The following is a 16,058-nucleotide window of genomic DNA, read 5'->3' as shown; positions in this document are numbered from 1 at the left end:
TCGGATCTCCCCAATGTGGCGCTCGTACAAACCGAAAGCCCCAATGCCAACTGAGATCTGCTGTTGCCATTAAGGAGTAATCAACCTTGAGTTTGTTCGACTGGTTCGCTGACCGCCGTAAGGGTCAGTACGTCGGCAAGGTGAATCAAGAGCCCGATGAAGGGGACGGTCTTTGGAGCAAGTGCCCGGAATGTGGGCAGGTGGTGTATCGCAAGGATCTGCTGAGCAACGCCAGTGTTTGCAGCAACTGTGGGTATCACCACCGCATCGATAGCAGTGAGCGGATTGCGGTGTTGGTGGATCCCAACAGCTTCGTGGCGATGGATCAAGAGCTTCAACCCACGGATCCATTGGGTTTTAAAGACCGCAGGGCCTATGCCGACCGCCTGCGCGAAACGCAAGCCAGCACAGGTCTTCGCGACGGAGTTATCACTGGACTCTGTGAGGTTGAGGGCATCCCTATGGCTCTTGCCGTGATGGATTTCCGTTTTATGGGCGGTTCGATGGGTTCGGTGGTTGGTGAAAAGATCACCCGCTTGGTGGAAGAGGCGACCGCTAAAAAGCTGCCACTTCTGATTGTGTGTGCATCCGGTGGAGCGAGGATGCAGGAGGGCATGCTGAGCCTCATGCAGATGGCCAAGATTTCTGGTGCTTTGGAACGTCACCGCGAGGCGGGCGTGTTGTACATGCCATTGCTCACTCACCCCACCACCGGAGGAGTCACAGCAAGTTTTGCGATGCTTGGAGATCTGATTTTGGCGGAGCCAAAAGCTCTGATTGGCTTTGCAGGGCGGCGCGTGATTGAACAGACCTTGAGGGAAAAATTACCGGATAATTTTCAGACTGCCGAGTACCTGCAAGACCACGGATTCGTGGATTCGATTGTTCCGCGTACGCAATTGCGATCAACTTTGGCGAGTTTGCTCCGATTGCACGGTTGTGAATCTCGGGTCACCAGCTCATGATTCGAGTTTTGTCCTCACGTTTGAGGCCGGTGGCTGCAGTTGTTTTAGCCCTGATCCTTTGTGCTGCTCCTGTTTGTGCAGGTCAGGTTGAATGGCGAGAAGTGCCCTCCAGTGGAGAGGGACAGCAATGGTGGGATGCCGGAAGTTTGCGGCTGAAGAAGGATGGCACCGTGTCAGTCCTGAGCCGCTACAGCTTGCGTCAGGAGGATGATCGCCCTGCTTTGGGAACGCTTGTCGTGATGGAGATTGACTGCAGCCAACAGCTGTATCGAGACAAGCAAAAAAATGGTTTGCCTCAATTCAGGGCCGAATGGCAACCTTCTGGTTCTGATCCTTTGATCGACGGTGTTCTTTCCGGTGTGTGCTCATCGGACGAACTTTCGTCGCTGTCCTGATCCCAACTCGGCCTCCCTTATGGCGCTCCCATCTTCAAGCCCTTCCCCCATTGGAGTGGCGATTGCGGGTCTTGGCTTTGGTGAATCGGTTCATCTGCAAGCCCTTGCCGCTCAGTCTGATCTGGAAGCGGTAGCGCTCTGGCATCCCCGCCGTGAACGCCTCGATCAGGCCTGCCTTGAGCACAACCTCCCTGGTTATCAAGATTGGGAGGCTTTGCTCAGCGACCCTCGCGTGCAGGCCGTGATCATTGCCACCCCTCCGGAGCCACGCTTTGCGTTAGCCCTTCAAGCGCTGAAAGCAGGCAAACACTTGTTGCTTGAAAAGCCTGTTGCTCTTAAGGCTGAATCGGTGGCCGAGCTCCAACGCCTCGCCATTCAGAACCGGCTCAGTGTTGCAGTGGATTATGAGTATCGGGCTGTGCCTCTGTTCATGCAGGCTGCGAGCATGTTGGAGGCAGGTGCCGTGGGCACTCCGTGGCTGGTGAAACTCGACTGGTTGATGAGCAGCCGTGCGGATGCGTCTCGACCCTGGAGCTGGTATTCACAACGGGAAGCCGGTGGTGGCGTACTCGGTGCCCTTGGTACCCATGCTTTCGACATGCTGGCTTGGTTAATCGGACCGATTCGATCCGTTCAAGGTCTCAATAGCGTGTCGATTAAGGAGCGTCCCCATCCCAGCGGGGGCATGGCGCCAGTGGATGCTGAAGATGTCTCGCTGATTCAGATGCAGCTCGATTGGCAGGGCCGCTCGGATCAGAGGGTTCCAGCCCAGGTCAATTTGGCGTCTGTGGCCCGCAATGGTCGAGGTTGCTGGCTCGAGATCTATGGATCTCATGGCAGCCTCACCCTCGGTAGCTCAAACCAAAAGGATTATGTCCATGGCTTTGGGCTCTGGTACACGCCGATGGGAGAGGCCACTCGCAATATCGAGGCGGATCCCGAGTTCATGTTCACCACCACCTGGAGTGATGGTCGAGTGGCGCCCGTGGCCCGCATCCAGAGTTGGTGGGCGCACAGCATTCAAACGGGTGCTCCCATGGTGCCTGGCCTTTCAGAGGGGCTGGTCAGTCAGCAAGCATGTGATCAATCGACCATAGGGACCGATTGAATTTGACAGGTTGAAGAATTAATAATCAATTTTCTCTGCGGCCTTGGATACTTGCCTGGGCGTCAAATATCTTTTTTCGACCTAGATTTGCTGTGTACAGTTCTGGCGCTTTCGTCGTTGTTGCTTCATCCCTATGTCTCTCTCCGCTTATTCCAAAGAGTTAATTGCAACAGCCAACGCTTTGGCAGAGTCGGGGAAGGGAATCCTTGCGGTTGATGAATCCACGAAGACCATCGGTAAGCGACTAGGTGGGATTCAAGTTGAAAATACTGAGGCCAATCGTCAGGCCTACAGAGGAATGCTGTTTACGACGGCAGGCCTTGGTGAATTTATTAGTGGCGCAATCTTGTACGAAGAAACCTTGTTTCAGAGCCATGCTGATGGCGAAACAATGGTTCAGAAATTAAATAAAGCGGGAATTATTCCTGGTATCAAAGTGGATAAGGGCCTTTGCCCTTTGCCCGGCGCCCAATCCGTTGAAACCGTTTGTACGGGTTTGGATGGCTTGGTGGAACGGGCTGCAGATTATTACGCCCAAGGCGCACGTTTTGCAAAATGGCGAGCTGTGCTGCAGATCACGGCTGATGGATGTCCCTCTGACCTGGCTATTCGTGAAAATGCATGGGGCCTAGCGCGTTATGCACGATCCGTTCAGGAATCAGGTCTCGTGCCAATCATTGAGCCTGAGATTTTGATGGATGGTGATCATTCGATTGAAGTCACGGCAGCGGTTCAAGAGCAGATTCTTAAGGAGGTGTACTTCGCTTGCCAGCTCAATGGAGTTCTGCTCGAGGGAACGCTTCTCAAGCCTTCGATGACGATTCAAGGAGCTGATTGTGCTCAGAAATCTGATCCTCAAATTGTTGCAGAAATGACCGTGAGAACACTGGAGCGTTGTGTTCCTGCAAGTGTTCCTGGAATTGTCTTTTTATCAGGCGGTTTGAGTGAAGAAGCGGCGTCTGTCTATCTCAACAACATGAACAAGATTTCAAGAAAAGCGCAATGGAATCTTGGCTTCTCCTATGGACGCGCTTTGCAGCATTCCTGCCTCAAGGCATGGGCTGGTAAGGACCAAGTTGCTGGCCAGGCAGCCTTGCTTGCGCGGGCAAAAGCCAACTCTGAGGCCTCGCAAGCGCGTTACGTACCAGGCTCTCAACCCTCATCAGACGAGCAGCTTTTTGTAGCCGGTTACACCTACTGAATGATCATTCGCTGACACTCCGGAGCATTTTCTGCAACAGAGTGTCGTGACATTCACACGACTCAACTGTAAAGTCTCGCGGCTACGGACACATGTCCGTTTATCGGCCTTCGTTAGGACTTCACTATGGCGCTCGTTCCGCTTCGACTTCTGCTCGACCATGCCGCGGAAAACGGCTACGGCATCCCTGCTTTCAACGTCAACAACCTTGAGCAGGTGCAGTCGATCATGGAGGCGGCTCACGAGACTGACTCTCCTGTGATCCTCCAGGCTTCACGTGGAGCCCGCACTTATGCAGGTGAGAATTTCCTGCGTCACCTGATCCTGGCGGCCGTTGAGACCTATCCCGACATCCCTGTCGTGATGCACCAGGACCACGGCAATAGCCCCGCAACTTGTTTTGGAGCAGCTGCGAACGGCTTCACCTCCGTGATGATGGACGGTTCTCTTGAGGCTGATGCCAAGACTCCTGCGAGTTACGACTACAACGTCAATGTCACCAAGGAAGTGGTCGACGTTGCCCATGCCATCGGCGTGAGTGTTGAAGGCGAATTGGGTTGCCTTGGATCCCTTGAAACCGGTAAAGGCGAAGCCGAGGACGGCCACGGTTTTGAAGGTGAGCTTTCCAAGGATCAGCTGCTAACCGATCCCGCTGAAGCTGCTGATTTCGTCGCCAAGACCAAGGTGGATGCCTTGGCAATCGCCATCGGCACAAGCCACGGTGCCTACAAGTTCACCCGCAAGCCCACGGGTGAAGTGCTTGCGATCAGCCGTATTGCTGAAATCCACAAAGCTATCCCCAACACCCATCTGGTGATGCATGGCTCCTCCTCCGTTCCCCAGGAATGGTTGGAAATGATCAACAAGTACGGCGGTGCCATCCCTGAGACCTACGGCGTTCCCGTCGAAGAAATTCAGGAAGGCATCCGTAACGGTGTTCGCAAAGTGAACATCGACACCGACAACCGTCTGGCCTTCACCGCTGCCGTGCGTGAAGCAGCCATGGCTGATCCTGCCAACTTTGACCCCCGTCACTTCAACAAGCCGGCTCGTAAGTACATGAAGCAGGTTTGCTTGGATCGCTACCAGCAGTTCTGGGCTGCCGGCAATGCCAGCAAGATCAAGCAGCGCGACATCAACTTCTATTCCGGCCTTTATGCAAAAGGCACCCTTGACCCCAAGACAGCAGTTGCTGCCTGATTATTCGGTCAAAACCAACAAAGCGGGGGGCGTCAGCCCCCCTTTTTTGATGGCCTCATGGCTACGTGCGATCAGGATTCAGGACCAGCGTTCCTTGATTGGCGTTGAGCGTTGCTTCTGCACCAAGGGGGAGAGCCATGTTGGGAAGTCCATGCCCAAGGGGCAAATTCATGACCAAGGGGATGCCGAGATCAGACAGTCGCTCCTCCAGGATCCCATCCATTGAAAAATCACCTGGCTCGACCTCCCCTTTCCAGCTGAATCGTCCCGTCGCGACGCCAGCAAGGCCACGCAGGACTCCAGAGCTGCGCCATTGCGTGAGCATGCGATCCACTCTGTAGGGAGCTTCTCCAACATCTTCCAGGACCAGGATTGATCCACGCAGATCAGGGAACCAGGGTGTGCCAATCAAATGGGTTGCAACCGTGAGATTGGTTACCACGAGCGGACCTCTGGCCACCCCGGAACGGACGGAACGCCCTTGCAGTGGAGCGACCTGTTCCCCTCTCAGGAGATGGACCGTTCGTTCCCACTGTTGGTCCGGTCCAGTGGTGGATCCGTGGATGGCGCCATGCAAGCCAGCGGACCATTGCGCCATCAGCATCGAGCTGGTGTCAGAAAACCCCAGGGTCCAAAGCGGTCGATTGGGGAAGCGGAAGCCAGCTTCTAACACCCTGGCGCCTCCCCAGCCAGCACCGACATAAATCAGACCATCAAGGGAAGGATTGTTCCAGGCACGCTCCAGATCATCGGCTCGCTGTTGATCGGTGCCCGAAAACCATTTCCACTGACGTTTGACCGATTCTGGGACTTCTAGCGTCCAACCCTCTGCTTCACAGCGCTCCACTAACGGGCCAAAGTCTGCTTCAGGCTCGAGCCAAGTTCCGGCATTAACGGCTCGAAGTCTTGAGCCCTTCTTTAACGGACGAAGTGGGGGCTTCGTTTGAGTCGATGCTGCCAAACCATGAGTCGAAAAAGGAACGGCCATCGCCAAGGCCGCTGGAACTCCCAACCTTAAAAATGATCGACGATGCATCAAAGGCCTTCATCTCTACCTAACAGGAGTCTGACAATTTGATTGGTTTCATGCTTAAAGCCATTAATCAAGCTCAGCCTTGAAAATCGGGTGAAACAGTAAAGATCAGTTCGCAACTCTCGATCATGCATGATTCATACTTGTAGTGGTCTTATCGATAACGCCTGATCAATGATGGTTTGGCTTGACTGCTTCAGATAAAAACTAGTCTTCTTTAATTCTCCTCAAGTTAGCGTCAATGAACTGATGCCCATGAGCTCTCTGTTTTCTTCTAGAGCTGATCAGGATGGGTCGTCTTCCTAGGTCAGGGCTTCCAGCAATCGACGTCCATCAATGCCACCCGTTGCAGGATCACAGGCCCGTTCAGGATGGGGCATCAATCCGAGCACGTTGCCCGCTGGATTCGTGATTCCGGCAATGTCGGCAATGGAGCCATTGGGATTGTTGTTGTATTTCAACGCGATGCCGTCGTTGTCTTGAAGTGCTTTGAGCGTGTCTTCGCTGCATTGATAACGGCCCTCTCCATGGGCAATGGGCAGCTGGATTTCACGTCCTGCTTGTTCGTGTGCCAACCAGGGGGTTCGAGCGCTCACCACCTTGAGTGGAGCGTCTTCGCAGATGAAATGGAGACCGCTATTACGCGTGAGTGCTCCTGGCAATAAGCCGAGCTCAGTGAGCACTTGAAATCCATTGCAGATGCCTAGTACTCGCCCGCCTTTGTTCGCGAAATCGATCAAGGATTCCAGCACTGGGGCAAACCTGGCGATGGCTCCGCAGCGCAAATAGTCGCCATAACTGAACCCTCCCGGTAGGACCACAGCGTCGAGGTCGCTCAGATCTGTCTCCTCATGCCAGAGGTAACGGGTTTGCATGCCAAGGCACCCCTCGGTTGCCCAACGGACATCCCGGTCGCAATTGGAACCAGGAAAGACAACAACACCAATGCTCATGACAACTTGAGTTCCAGGGTCCAGTTCTCAATCACAGGATTGGCGAGGAGTCGATCACTCAACAGCTCAACCTGTTGGCGTGCATCGGCTTCATCAGACGCCTCCAGTTCAAGTTCGACAGCCTTGCCGATGCGGAGGCGCTCGATGCCCTGCACCCCTAATCGACTGGCAGCAGAACGGGTGGCCTCACCGGCTGGATCGAGGACAGAAGGGCGCAGATGCACCAGAACACGAGCTTGATAACGAGGCACGGGCTCGGAGCAGGAATTGTTAAATCTTGGCAGGCCGTAGTCCCGTTCCAGCCCCTTTCTCTTCACGTTGAAAACAGACCACGACGTCATGTCCTTTTTCTGTGATCCCATCCATCGGATTCACACTCAGGTTGATCACACCCCTGGTCTTGCTTGCGCCAGGTCTGATGCGGCTCTCACACGCTGAGCCGCTGGCCGTTGATGTGGAATGTCGCTGGAGCCATCAGGCATGGGAGCCATGCCGTTTTGAGGCCGATCCCGTGGGTAGCCGCTGGAATTTGGCATTCAGCAACCAGAGGATTCAGTTTGAGCATGACGGCACCGGTTTGATGCGGATGCGGATCAATGAGCGCTCGTCTTGGAACAGCGTGCAGGCCAGTTGGAGCGATGAGGGTGCGCTTTGCTGGGGTGAGGTCTGCGCCCGAGGCGACCTGCCGATGGACTAATCCTGCAGATCTCCATGCAAAACAATGACCGTCCCTGCGAGAAGCCACGGCAACAGGTGGATTGGCGTGAGAGTTTTCAGGGTTGGGGTCTGAGTTGGCGAGGATGGCTCAACAATCAAAAGGGTGAGTGGTGGTTATTGGCGCAAGGTGTTCTGATCTGCGCGCACATCCTTCCGACCTGGCCCTCCGAGCTCTTCCAAGCCTGGAGTTGGCCGGTCTGGCTTCATGTCACAGGGTTGATCGTGTTCGCTGTTGGGCTTGGCCTGGCAGTGCAGGGTTTTCTGGCGTTAGGCCCCAGCCTTTCTCCATTACCGGATCCCAAGCCCAAGGCCGCTTTGATCACGACAGGGGTCTATGGCCATTGCCGGCACCCTCTCTATCGAGCTGTTGTGATTTGCTCCCTTGGCGTGGTTTTGGCCAAAGGCAGCCTGCTGCACCTGGGGTTGTTTGTGCTCTTGGTGGCGGTGCTCAATGGCAAGGCCCACCGTGAAGAGGAGCGCCTCTGCAGCGTCCATCCGGATTACTTGCAGTATTGCGCCCATACACCAGCAATCGTGCCCGGGATTCCTGGCTTGGATTGGCGCAAGGGTTAGGGCCAGCTGAACAACCGTTTATTTTTTTCAAAAAAAATAAATAAACCCCTTAAGACAAGGACGTTTTTCGATCGTTTCGGATGGTTCGATCTGCGCCTTTTCAGCTGCTGGCGAGTAGAGCCACCCCTTGCGTGTTGCTCCTTGGTGCTGTCTGCGCAGGTCTCGAATTCAGTGCCCCAAGTCAGGCCAACGAGTTTGTGCTGAACAGCCCTCAACCCGTTGAGGTCAGTTCAAGGCTTTTAGCGATTCTGGAGCCTCCGATCGCCATCCCGGATCCCGAGCCTCAGCTTGTCCTGAACCGGACAAAGAGACAGATCCGCTCCACAGGAGATCCGATCTGGGATTTGCGGCTTGAGATCCCTGGGCAACCGGTGCGTCATTTCGATGCCGTGAGTGGTCGCGCTCATCGCCAGAACGCAGACCGTGATCAGATGGGGAGCAAAGCTCCCTTGCCAGCCGGGAGCTACACCCTCGGACCAGTTGAGCCTCTTGCCAAGGGAGCTTATCCAGAATTAGGGCCGGTTTGGATCGGCATCGAACCGACGTTCACCACGGGCCGGAGGGTGCTTGGGATTCATCAAGACCCAAGTGCTGGTCTCAATGGAAACAGCGGCACCTTGGGATGTATCGGACTGATTCGTGAACATGACATGCTCGAGCTGTCTCAGTTGATCCAGGTCAGTGATGTGCGTTTATTGGTTGTTGAAGACTGAGAAGGATTTGACTTGAGTTTGAATTTAATCGACACCTACTCTTTCATCGAGACCTGAAAGTTAGAGCCGTTGAGTTAGTGATTTGGCGGGTCTATTTTGACGATCTGTGAGTGGTTCCTCGAACTTAATGGGTCGCATCAAGGAGAATGGTGCTGAGTTTTTCAGAGGCCGTTGGATCAAATCCAATCACAACCAAATCCACTCCTGACTGACTTTTAGGAGTCCAGGCCTGATCAGGAGCCGCTTCAAACCAAGTCTCCAAGCGGGGACCAACCATTTGCACTTGCAGAGGAAGAGATTTACCAGCTAACCAGACTCTTCCCTTTAAGCGCACCACCTGATGTTCGGTCACAAAAGGAGGAAGGAGTCGCTCGAAATCCGCACGTTGAATCACACCTTCGAAACGAACATTGCCGCCCTCAACATCTAAGTGCGTGTGATCGTGGTGATCATGCGCATGGTCGTGATGGTCATGGTTGTGGTGCTCATGGTCATGCTCATGAGCCTGGTCATGCTCGCCAGACGTCTGACGCTCCACGCCAAGAAGCAAGCTCGGGTCAACTTGACCGCGACTCATGGGGATCACCGCTGTACCGGTTCGGATCTTGGGGACAAGTGATTGCTGGATCTGGTCTAGTTCGGTGGGCTCTAAGCAATCAGAGCGGCTGACCAACACCAGGTCAGCGGATTGAAGTTGATCGGCGAACAACTCATCAATGGCGGTGAGGTGGTCCAGGCTTGGGTCTTCTTGCCTTTGCCGTTCCAACGCCTCTGGATCTCCCACAGGACTTCCGTTGTTCAGAGCTTCCCCATCCACAACAGTGACCACCCCATTCACGTGCACTCGAGCCCGGATCGCAGGCCATTCGAGGGCCTGAAGCAGGGGCCTGGGAAGAGCTAACCCACTGGTTTCAACAACGATTCCATCGAGTTGATCAGCGCGAGCGAGCAGCGTTTCCATCGTGGGTAGAAAATCGTCCTGCACGGTGCAGCACAGACACCCGTTGTTCAGCTCAACGAGACGCCCCTCGATTTCATCCTCTGGGCAGAAACCGCAGCTTCGGATGAGATCGCCATCCAGCCCCACGGTTCCGAATTCGTTGACCATCACCGCGAGGCGTTGGCCACTGTGGACCAATAAGTGGCGTAAGAGTGTTGTCTTACCGGCTCCAAGAAAGCCGGTAATCACGGTGACGGGAAGGCGTTCAGACATCAGCGGCAACCCAGGCTTTCGCGGGTGCTGACTCCACTGACGCTGTTCACGCCGCTGGCACGTCCGCATAGGGCTTTTATCTGGGTGAGATCGATCACGGCGTTGGTGAAATCCGTCCCATCAATGCGCGCATCCATAAACCGACTTTGCATCAGCATCGCGTTTGTGAAGTTTGCGTCGCTTAAATCGGTTTCATCAAATCGACTTGAGAACGCCACCACGTCCTCAAGGTTGGCTCCATGGAGATCAGCTCCCTGCAGTTGAGAGGTATTGATGACAGCCCCACGTAGGTCGGTGTCGCTGAGATCAATGCCGCGGAGGTCAGCTTTCAAAAATTCTTTTTCTTTCAAATCCCGGCCATGCATGTCATTGCTGATGTCTTGCAGTGCAAACTGGCCGCGCAACTCAGGCGCAGTGATCGCTTGAACTGCGAAGGGAAAGGAGATCAAACTCGACGTGAGAAGCACCCCGAACAGAACAGGTAACAGGTGCTTACGGAACAAATCGGGAAGGGGCATCAGAAATGGATGCAGCCGGCTTCAGGCTGCAGCTGCCTTAACTTGAACGGTCACGTTATGGCAGACAGCTGCCCCGCCACGTGCCATGGCCAAAACTTTAAGGGTGGTTGTTCCCCCCCATCCACTGATTGCCCACTGGCTCACGATGCTGCGCCATTCCGGTACTCCAGCATCGCTCTATCGAACAGCCCTTGAGGAGTTGGGACGTTGGCTCACCTATGAGGCGTTGCGTGACTGGCTCCCCCATCGCCGTGAAGAGGTGAAAACCCCACTCGAGCTTACGGAAGGAACCGTGATCGAAACGGGTGTTCCTTTGTTAGCCGTGCCTTGTCTTCCTGGTGGGCTGATGCTCTGGGAGGGGGCAAGGCAAGTGCTGCCTCATGCAGAGCTTTGTCTCGGAGGCTTGCCCGAAACGATCGAAGCCAATGCTGGTCTTGTGTTGCTGATGGATCAAATCAGTGATGGTGAGGAGCTTGTTGGGCTGATGGAAGCGCTTGTGTCCAGAGGGGTAGAGAGCCGAAGACTTCGTGTGATTTCGGCCTTAACCGCCAGTCCTGGGCTCAAACGATTAGGTGAAACATTTCCAGAGCTCACCATCCATACCGCCTGCATTGATGAACAACTCAATGAGACTGGTCAGATCGTCCCGGGGATTGGCAACACATCCCAACGGCTGCAAATCAGAACAGCTTGACCGACCTAGGCTTGAAGAAATCCATCGGCGGCGATGAGCAGGCAGCAGGAATCCACCTCAGGAACACTTTTCACACTCCTGAGTGGAGCTCTCATTGGGGCAGCAGGAGTCGGTTGGTGGCTGCTCAGCGAAGCAGAACGGCGTCAGCGGCTGAAGCGACAGCGCTCCATGCTTTATGCGCCAAGAATGCAAGACGGCAGTGAAGCATTGGAGGCCAATCAATACGCTGATCGTGATGATCAGCTGGAACATCGTGTTGAGCAGCTGAATTCAGCCATCTCTGATGTCCGTCGTCAGTTGGAAGATCTCGGCTCCAAGTAGTCATCACCACGGCCGGTAAGTTGGGACTTGTCCCCATCTGCGATCCAGTCGTTGCCATGCTTCGCTCAGACGCCGTCACTCAAGGCATTCAGCGCTCACCCAATCGGGCCATGCTGAGAGCGGTGGGCTTTGGTGATGATGATTTCGGCAAGCCAATCATCGGCATCGCCAACGGCTACAGCACGATCACACCATGCAACGTGGGATTGGATGCGTTGTCCCGTCGTGCCGAAGACTCGGCTCGAAAGGCAGGTGGAATGCCTCAAACCTTCGGCACCATCACCGTTAGCGATGGCATCTCGATGGGCACCGAGGGAATGAAGTATTCCTTGGTGAGCCGTGAGGTGATTGCTGATGCGATTGAAACGGCCTGCAATGGCCAAAGCATGGATGGCGTTCTGGCGGTTGGTGGTTGCGATAAAAATATGCCTGGCGCCATGTTGGCAATGGCGCGTATGAATATTCCCTCGATTTTTGTCTATGGGGGAACCATTAAGCCGGGAAAATTAGGTGGCTGTGACCTCACTGTTGTGAGTGCTTTTGAGGCTGTCGGTCAGATTACGAGTGGGAAAATTGATGAAGAGCAGCTCACAGCGATTGAAAAAAATGCCTGCCCAGGTGCTGGCAGTTGTGGAGGCATGTTCACCGCCAATACGATGAGTGCCGCGATTGAAACGATGGGGCTGAGTCTTCCCCACAGTTCAACGATGGCTGCAGAAGATGAGGAAAAAGCAGAGAGTGCGGCCCGTTCTGGTGAAGTCCTCGTTGACGCCATCAAATCCAATATTCGCCCCCTTGATTTGCTAACCCGTGAGGCTTTTGAAAATGCCATCAGCGTGATCATGGCGGTGGGTGGGTCCACCAACTCTGTGTTGCATTTGCTCGCCATTGCGCGCACTGCAGGCGTGGATCTCAGCATCGATGATTTTGAACAGATCCGCCAACGCGTTCCGGTGATCTGTGATCTCAAACCAAGTGGTCGTTATGTCACCGTGGATCTTCATCAGGCTGGCGGCATTCCACAGGTGATGAAATTGCTTTTGGATGCGGGATTACTCCATGGCGATTGCCGCACGATTGAAGGGAAAACATTGAAAGAATTGTTGGCTGATATTCCTTCAACGCCTCCTGAAGGCCAAGAGGTGATCAGGCCAATCAGCAATCCCCTCTATGCAAAAGGTCATTTGGCCATCTTGAAAGGAAATTTGGCAAGCGAAGGAGCTGTTGCCAAAATCAGCGGCATTAAAACTCCTGTTCTCACAGGTCCTGCTCGCGTTTTTGAAAGCGAAGAGGATTGTTTAGCGTCGATTATTGGAAAACAAATTCAAGCTGGTGATGTGATCGTGATACGCCAAGAAGGCCCCGTGGGAGGTCCTGGAATGCGTGAAATGTTGGCACCAACCGCTGCCATTGTTGGACAGGGACTCGGGGAGAAGGTGGCGCTGATCACGGATGGTCGCTTCAGCGGTGGAACCTACGGTTTGGTCGTTGGCCACGTGGCACCAGAAGCCGCGGTTGGGGGAGCCATTGGTCTTGTGATGGAGGGAGACAGCATCACCGTGGATGCGAATCAAAACCTTCTCCAGCTCAATGTGAGTGATGCTGAGCTTGAAAGACGCCGCAGCTCTTGGTTAGGACATCAGCCTAAATACAAGACAGGAATTCTTGGTAAATATGCCAGGTTGGTCTCGAGTTCAAGCCGTGGTGCCGTAACAGATCAGCCTGATTAAGCTAATTGAAGTGGAATTCCATTGATCGCTGGGCGATTGTCTGATTGATATTTAGTCGTCTTTTGATTGACCAACAAGTTGTGCTCTGAGCCGTCTGGCGATCGCTTCTAAGGGTTGTCCGTCTGCTGGAGCTGAGCAGCGCATGCCGTTGTCTCCATGCATCCAAACGGGATGCTGCCCTTGCCAAAGCATGGGACGCTCCGGTTGATCACACCAACTGAGCATGAGATTCACATCCCTTCCGCTCCGATAGATCTCGAGTTCGAGATCCATCGCCTCCATTCGAGAGCCGGACGCATCACGGGTCTCGATGCGAACGTAGAGATCATCAATGCTGGATGGTCCCTCCTCCTCGTGAATCGGAACAACAGCATGCTGATAAGGCTTGCGGCAAAGATCAGCGGTGTGAGCAATCACGACAGCTAAATCAATCATTGATAGGCTTCGATCGAATGAATCAGAACGCGGATTACACCTGCACGGAAGCCTGGATTCGTTGATCCTGCCTCATCAAAGCGTGAATGGAGCACTTGTAATCGAGTGATCGCGGACGAATCAAAACGCAAAGGCAGCCCTACAGGTTTGGCACGGACCACGGGCTGAAGATCTTTGAAGGCAATCTCCACAACGCTGGTACCTTCCACCTGTGTGGGAACAGGCGTGACCCAGCGCAGTCCGCCAGGAATCATCTCTGTGAGGCCCATCAATCCATCAGAGCAGGCCACTGCAAATTTCAAGGTTCGCCCTTCTCCTTCGATTGCTAATCGCAATCCGCTGAAGGCGGAAAGATCGAGGGGCGGTCTGAGCAAGGGGGAACGGCAGCTCACAAAACCTCCCCCATCCGCAACCACTTCACCTTCCAGTAAAAGGCCTTCAGGGGTTTGGCGGCAGCCGGCTTGGCTTGTCCCGCCCATGATGGTGTCATTCAGCGTGGTCCAATTTTCTAGGGAGATGACATTCTCTTTCGCATCAATTTTTGGCATCGACTCAGCTGAAGCAGGCGTTTGAGCCAACTGTAGGGAGACGACCAGAAGAGCAGTCAGACCGGTTCTTATCAGCATCACGCAGATAGGACGAGGTCAAAAGTAGGCGGCTCCATCGTCACCGCAATCCAGTGGGACACTCGTCTTCCAGCCCATTCTTCCATCCATCCATAAACGCATCTTTAGCGAGCAACCAGATGCTCTCCTCTGGTTTTATTCACTCGACTCTCCTATCTCCAAGCACGAGTGCGGAAAGCGCAAGTCAGAATCGTCCCGCACCCCTCGGAGCTGAGTTAAAAAATATTGTCGGACTAGGCCGCGACGAGCGATTGGTTTATACCACCACTAATTGAAAACCCAGAAAGAATAGTTATATGAGAAATAACTGAGAAGTGCGTGATAATAGAGTTAATCAGCCAAGTAAAATGATGATAAATAGCTGAAAAATTGATAAGGTGCTGAGGAGTAAATATCTCACTTCCTTAACAAACAAGCCTTCATGAAACTCCTGATTTCCGGTTTCACTCTTGCAACGGCGCTGCTGAGCACAGGCGTAGCCCATAGTCATTGCCAGCTGCCTTGCGGCATTTACGATGACAACGCACGTGTTCAGTCGATGCTTGAGGATGCTGATACGATCCAAAAAACAGTGATTCTGATTAAAGACAACTCAGGAAGGAATGATGCTCAATCCAGTAATCAGCTAGCAAGGTCAATTGCTAACAAGGAATCCCACGCGCAATCAATCATAGAAACCGTCAGTGATTATTTTTTAACTCAACGCGTTAAACCCAGTCAAGAGGATTACGCAGAGCGATTGAAAAAACATCATGCAGTGATCGTTGCCTCGATGAAGGCAAAGCAAAATTCAGACTTGGAGCACGTTGGCGAGCTGAAGGAAACTATCATTGAGCTTGAAGAATACTATCCAAAGCATACCCATTAAAATAATTAAAAAGGGCGGTCAATATTTAGCCGCCCCTAAAAGTATTGTCATGCCGAAGAAGTGTTGCTTATTTAAAGCCCTTCGCTAGCTTCTTCGTCGGTAAGGACAAGAATTTCTGCCTTCGGTCGAGCCAATTTTGCGGGGGTGCGTTCTGACGACTCAGCTGGATCGAGCAAGCGTCGCAGAGCGTCCCGTTTGTTGGCACCACTGACGAGGAACATCACTGTTCGAGACGCACTGAGCACCGGTGCTGTCAGTGTGATGCGCTCCAACCCTTTGCCCCGTCCAATCGTGGTCCAGCGATCACGGACTTCAGGAGCTTCAGTGCCTGGAAACAGTGAGGCGGTATGACCGTCATCCCCAAGACCTAAGACCATCACGTCGAAGATGGGTGGTTCGCCACTGCAGCTGTTGGCAATCATCTGGGCGAAAGCATCCGCGCTGGCTTCTGGTGAGGGAAGCTCAACGGTTGGGACAGGATGAAAGCAGGCCGCTGCCCCGGGCTCACCGGCCTGGAGCAAGGTGGCGCGGAGCATGCGCGCATTGCTGGACTCGTCATCGGCCGACACCCAGCGTTCGTCTCCTAGGAAGACATCCACGCGATTCCAGGGTAAATGTTGTTGCCCCAATCGCCGATAAGCCTGGGAGGGAGTGGTCCCTCCAGAGAGTGCAATCTGAGCACGATCACGTTGATCGAGCGCTAGTTGTATCGCTGTGGCGATGTATTCAGAGGCCCGCCGCGCTAGATCCTGGGGATCTCGGGCTCGTTCAAGTCGATAGGAGGTCATCGATCAG

The 16,058-nt window shown here is 53.9% G+C and carries 20 protein-coding genes; 12 read left to right on the top strand and 8 right to left on the bottom strand.

Translation table 11 applies throughout. The features are described from left to right. The first annotated feature begins 86 nt into the window (after window positions 1-86). The 5 genes from accD to fba all read left to right on the top strand — a co-directional run bounded on the left by accD (window position 87) and on the right by fba (window position 4,869). Window positions 87-965: an acetyl-CoA carboxylase, carboxyltransferase subunit beta gene (gene accD, locus SIC18_RS10940; RefSeq protein WP_048346714.1), complete on the top strand. Its 879-nt coding sequence runs from the start codon at window positions 87-89 to the stop codon at window positions 963-965. Beyond that, the gene (locus SIC18_RS10935; protein ID WP_048346713.1) at window positions 962-1,360 is read left to right on the top strand and encodes a hypothetical protein; all 399 of its coding nucleotides are present in this window, start codon (window positions 962-964) and stop codon (window positions 1,358-1,360) included. The genes accD and SIC18_RS10935 overlap by 4 nt, the downstream gene beginning before the upstream one ends. 19 nt (window positions 1,361-1,379) lie before the next feature. Continuing rightward, a complete protein-coding gene (locus SIC18_RS10930) occupies window positions 1,380-2,468 on the top strand; it encodes a Gfo/Idh/MocA family protein (protein ID WP_413429636.1) in 1,089 nt (362 codons plus the stop codon). Window positions 2,469-2,601: 133 nt separating this feature from the next. Continuing rightward, window positions 2,602-3,669 (top strand): class I fructose-bisphosphate aldolase, encoded by a 1,068-nt coding sequence (locus SIC18_RS10925; protein ID WP_250395385.1) that lies wholly within the window; start codon window positions 2,602-2,604, stop codon window positions 3,667-3,669. A 126-nt stretch (window positions 3,670-3,795) separates the two neighbouring features. Beyond that, entirely contained in the window at window positions 3,796-4,869 is a 1,074-nt protein-coding gene (fba, locus tag SIC18_RS10920) for a class II fructose-bisphosphate aldolase (RefSeq protein ID WP_006853056.1), read from the top strand. Between the two features lie 61 nt (window positions 4,870-4,930). Here fba and SIC18_RS10915 read toward each other — a convergent pair whose 3' ends face one another. The 3 genes from SIC18_RS10915 to purS form a co-directional block, all read right to left on the bottom strand. Next, on the bottom strand, window positions 4,931-5,857 hold the full coding sequence (locus SIC18_RS10915; RefSeq protein ID WP_048348199.1) for a S66 peptidase family protein: 927 nt from the start codon (window positions 5,855-5,857) through the stop codon (window positions 4,931-4,933). A 347-nt stretch (window positions 5,858-6,204) separates the two neighbouring features. Next, complete coding sequence (gene purQ, locus SIC18_RS10910; RefSeq protein ID WP_048346710.1) at window positions 6,205-6,855, bottom strand: phosphoribosylformylglycinamidine synthase subunit PurQ; 651 nt, start codon at window positions 6,853-6,855, stop codon at window positions 6,205-6,207. Continuing rightward, window positions 6,852-7,106, bottom strand: coding sequence for a phosphoribosylformylglycinamidine synthase subunit PurS (gene purS, locus SIC18_RS10905; protein ID WP_011619618.1), 255 nt, complete (start codon window positions 7,104-7,106; stop codon window positions 6,852-6,854). The genes purQ and purS overlap by 4 nt, the downstream gene beginning before the upstream one ends. 101 nt (window positions 7,107-7,207) lie before the next feature. On the opposite strand from purS, the gene SIC18_RS10900 reads away from it, so the two are divergent. From SIC18_RS10900 to SIC18_RS10890, 3 genes are all read left to right on the top strand, one after another. Continuing rightward, entirely contained in the window at window positions 7,208-7,552 is a 345-nt protein-coding gene (locus SIC18_RS10900; protein WP_245407329.1) for a hypothetical protein, read from the top strand. A gap of 14 nt (window positions 7,553-7,566) precedes the next feature. Next, the gene (locus tag SIC18_RS10895; RefSeq protein WP_413429634.1) at window positions 7,567-8,145 is read left to right on the top strand and encodes a methyltransferase family protein; all 579 of its coding nucleotides are present in this window, start codon (window positions 7,567-7,569) and stop codon (window positions 8,143-8,145) included. 80 nt (window positions 8,146-8,225) lie between these two features. Continuing rightward, window positions 8,226-8,858, top strand: coding sequence for a L,D-transpeptidase (locus tag SIC18_RS10890; RefSeq protein ID WP_048346708.1), 633 nt, complete (start codon window positions 8,226-8,228; stop codon window positions 8,856-8,858). A gap of 124 nt (window positions 8,859-8,982) precedes the next feature. On the opposite strand, the gene cobW is transcribed toward SIC18_RS10890, so the two are convergent. Then, window positions 8,983-10,071: a cobalamin biosynthesis protein CobW gene (gene cobW, locus SIC18_RS10885; protein WP_413429632.1), complete on the bottom strand. Its 1,089-nt coding sequence runs from the start codon at window positions 10,069-10,071 to the stop codon at window positions 8,983-8,985. After that, on the bottom strand, window positions 10,071-10,589 hold the full coding sequence (locus SIC18_RS10880; protein ID WP_048346706.1) for a pentapeptide repeat-containing protein: 519 nt from the start codon (window positions 10,587-10,589) through the stop codon (window positions 10,071-10,073). Before SIC18_RS10880 ends, cobW begins: the two co-directional genes overlap by 1 nt. A gap of 85 nt (window positions 10,590-10,674) precedes the next feature. Between SIC18_RS10880 and SIC18_RS10875 the strand changes: the two genes are divergently transcribed. The 3 genes from SIC18_RS10875 to ilvD are packed head-to-tail and all read left to right on the top strand — an operon-like array spanning window position 10,675 to window position 13,334. Next, window positions 10,675-11,283 carry a uracil phosphoribosyltransferase gene (locus tag SIC18_RS10875; RefSeq protein WP_048346705.1) on the top strand — a complete coding sequence of 203 codons (609 nt, stop codon included), beginning with the start codon at window positions 10,675-10,677 and terminating at the stop codon, window positions 11,281-11,283. Window positions 11,284-11,316: 33 nt separating this feature from the next. Beyond that, entirely contained in the window at window positions 11,317-11,604 is a 288-nt protein-coding gene (locus tag SIC18_RS10870) for a membrane protein (RefSeq protein WP_048346704.1), read from the top strand. Window positions 11,605-11,660: 56 nt separating this feature from the next. Next, window positions 11,661-13,334 (top strand): dihydroxy-acid dehydratase, encoded by a 1,674-nt coding sequence (gene ilvD / locus SIC18_RS10865; protein WP_413429630.1) that lies wholly within the window; start codon window positions 11,661-11,663, stop codon window positions 13,332-13,334. A 51-nt stretch (window positions 13,335-13,385) separates the two neighbouring features. Here ilvD and SIC18_RS10860 read toward each other — a convergent pair whose 3' ends face one another. Both SIC18_RS10860 and SIC18_RS10855 read right to left on the bottom strand, forming a co-directional pair. Then, entirely contained in the window at window positions 13,386-13,769 is a 384-nt protein-coding gene (locus tag SIC18_RS10860) for a hypothetical protein (RefSeq protein ID WP_250395571.1), read from the bottom strand. Continuing rightward, window positions 13,766-14,317: a CIA30 family protein gene (locus SIC18_RS10855; protein WP_250395279.1), complete on the bottom strand. Its 552-nt coding sequence runs from the start codon at window positions 14,315-14,317 to the stop codon at window positions 13,766-13,768. The genes SIC18_RS10860 and SIC18_RS10855 overlap by 4 nt, the downstream gene beginning before the upstream one ends. Window positions 14,318-14,816: 499 nt before the next feature. Between SIC18_RS10855 and SIC18_RS10850 the strand changes: the two genes are divergently transcribed. Then, a complete protein-coding gene (locus SIC18_RS10850) occupies window positions 14,817-15,263 on the top strand; it encodes a superoxide dismutase [Ni] (RefSeq protein ID WP_048346703.1) in 447 nt (148 codons plus the stop codon). Between the two features lie 71 nt (window positions 15,264-15,334). Here SIC18_RS10850 and pgl read toward each other — a convergent pair whose 3' ends face one another. Next, window positions 15,335-16,051 (bottom strand): 6-phosphogluconolactonase, encoded by a 717-nt coding sequence (gene pgl / locus SIC18_RS10845; RefSeq protein ID WP_250395275.1) that lies wholly within the window; start codon window positions 16,049-16,051, stop codon window positions 15,335-15,337. Between the last annotated feature and the right edge of the window lie 7 nt (window positions 16,052-16,058).

Source organism: Synechococcus sp. Cu2B8-bc1011, from assembly GCF_047302735.1.
GTDB lineage: Bacteria > Cyanobacteriota > Cyanobacteriia > PCC-6307 > Cyanobiaceae > Synechococcus_C.
This window is presented reverse-complemented; position numbering and strand designations above follow the sequence as displayed.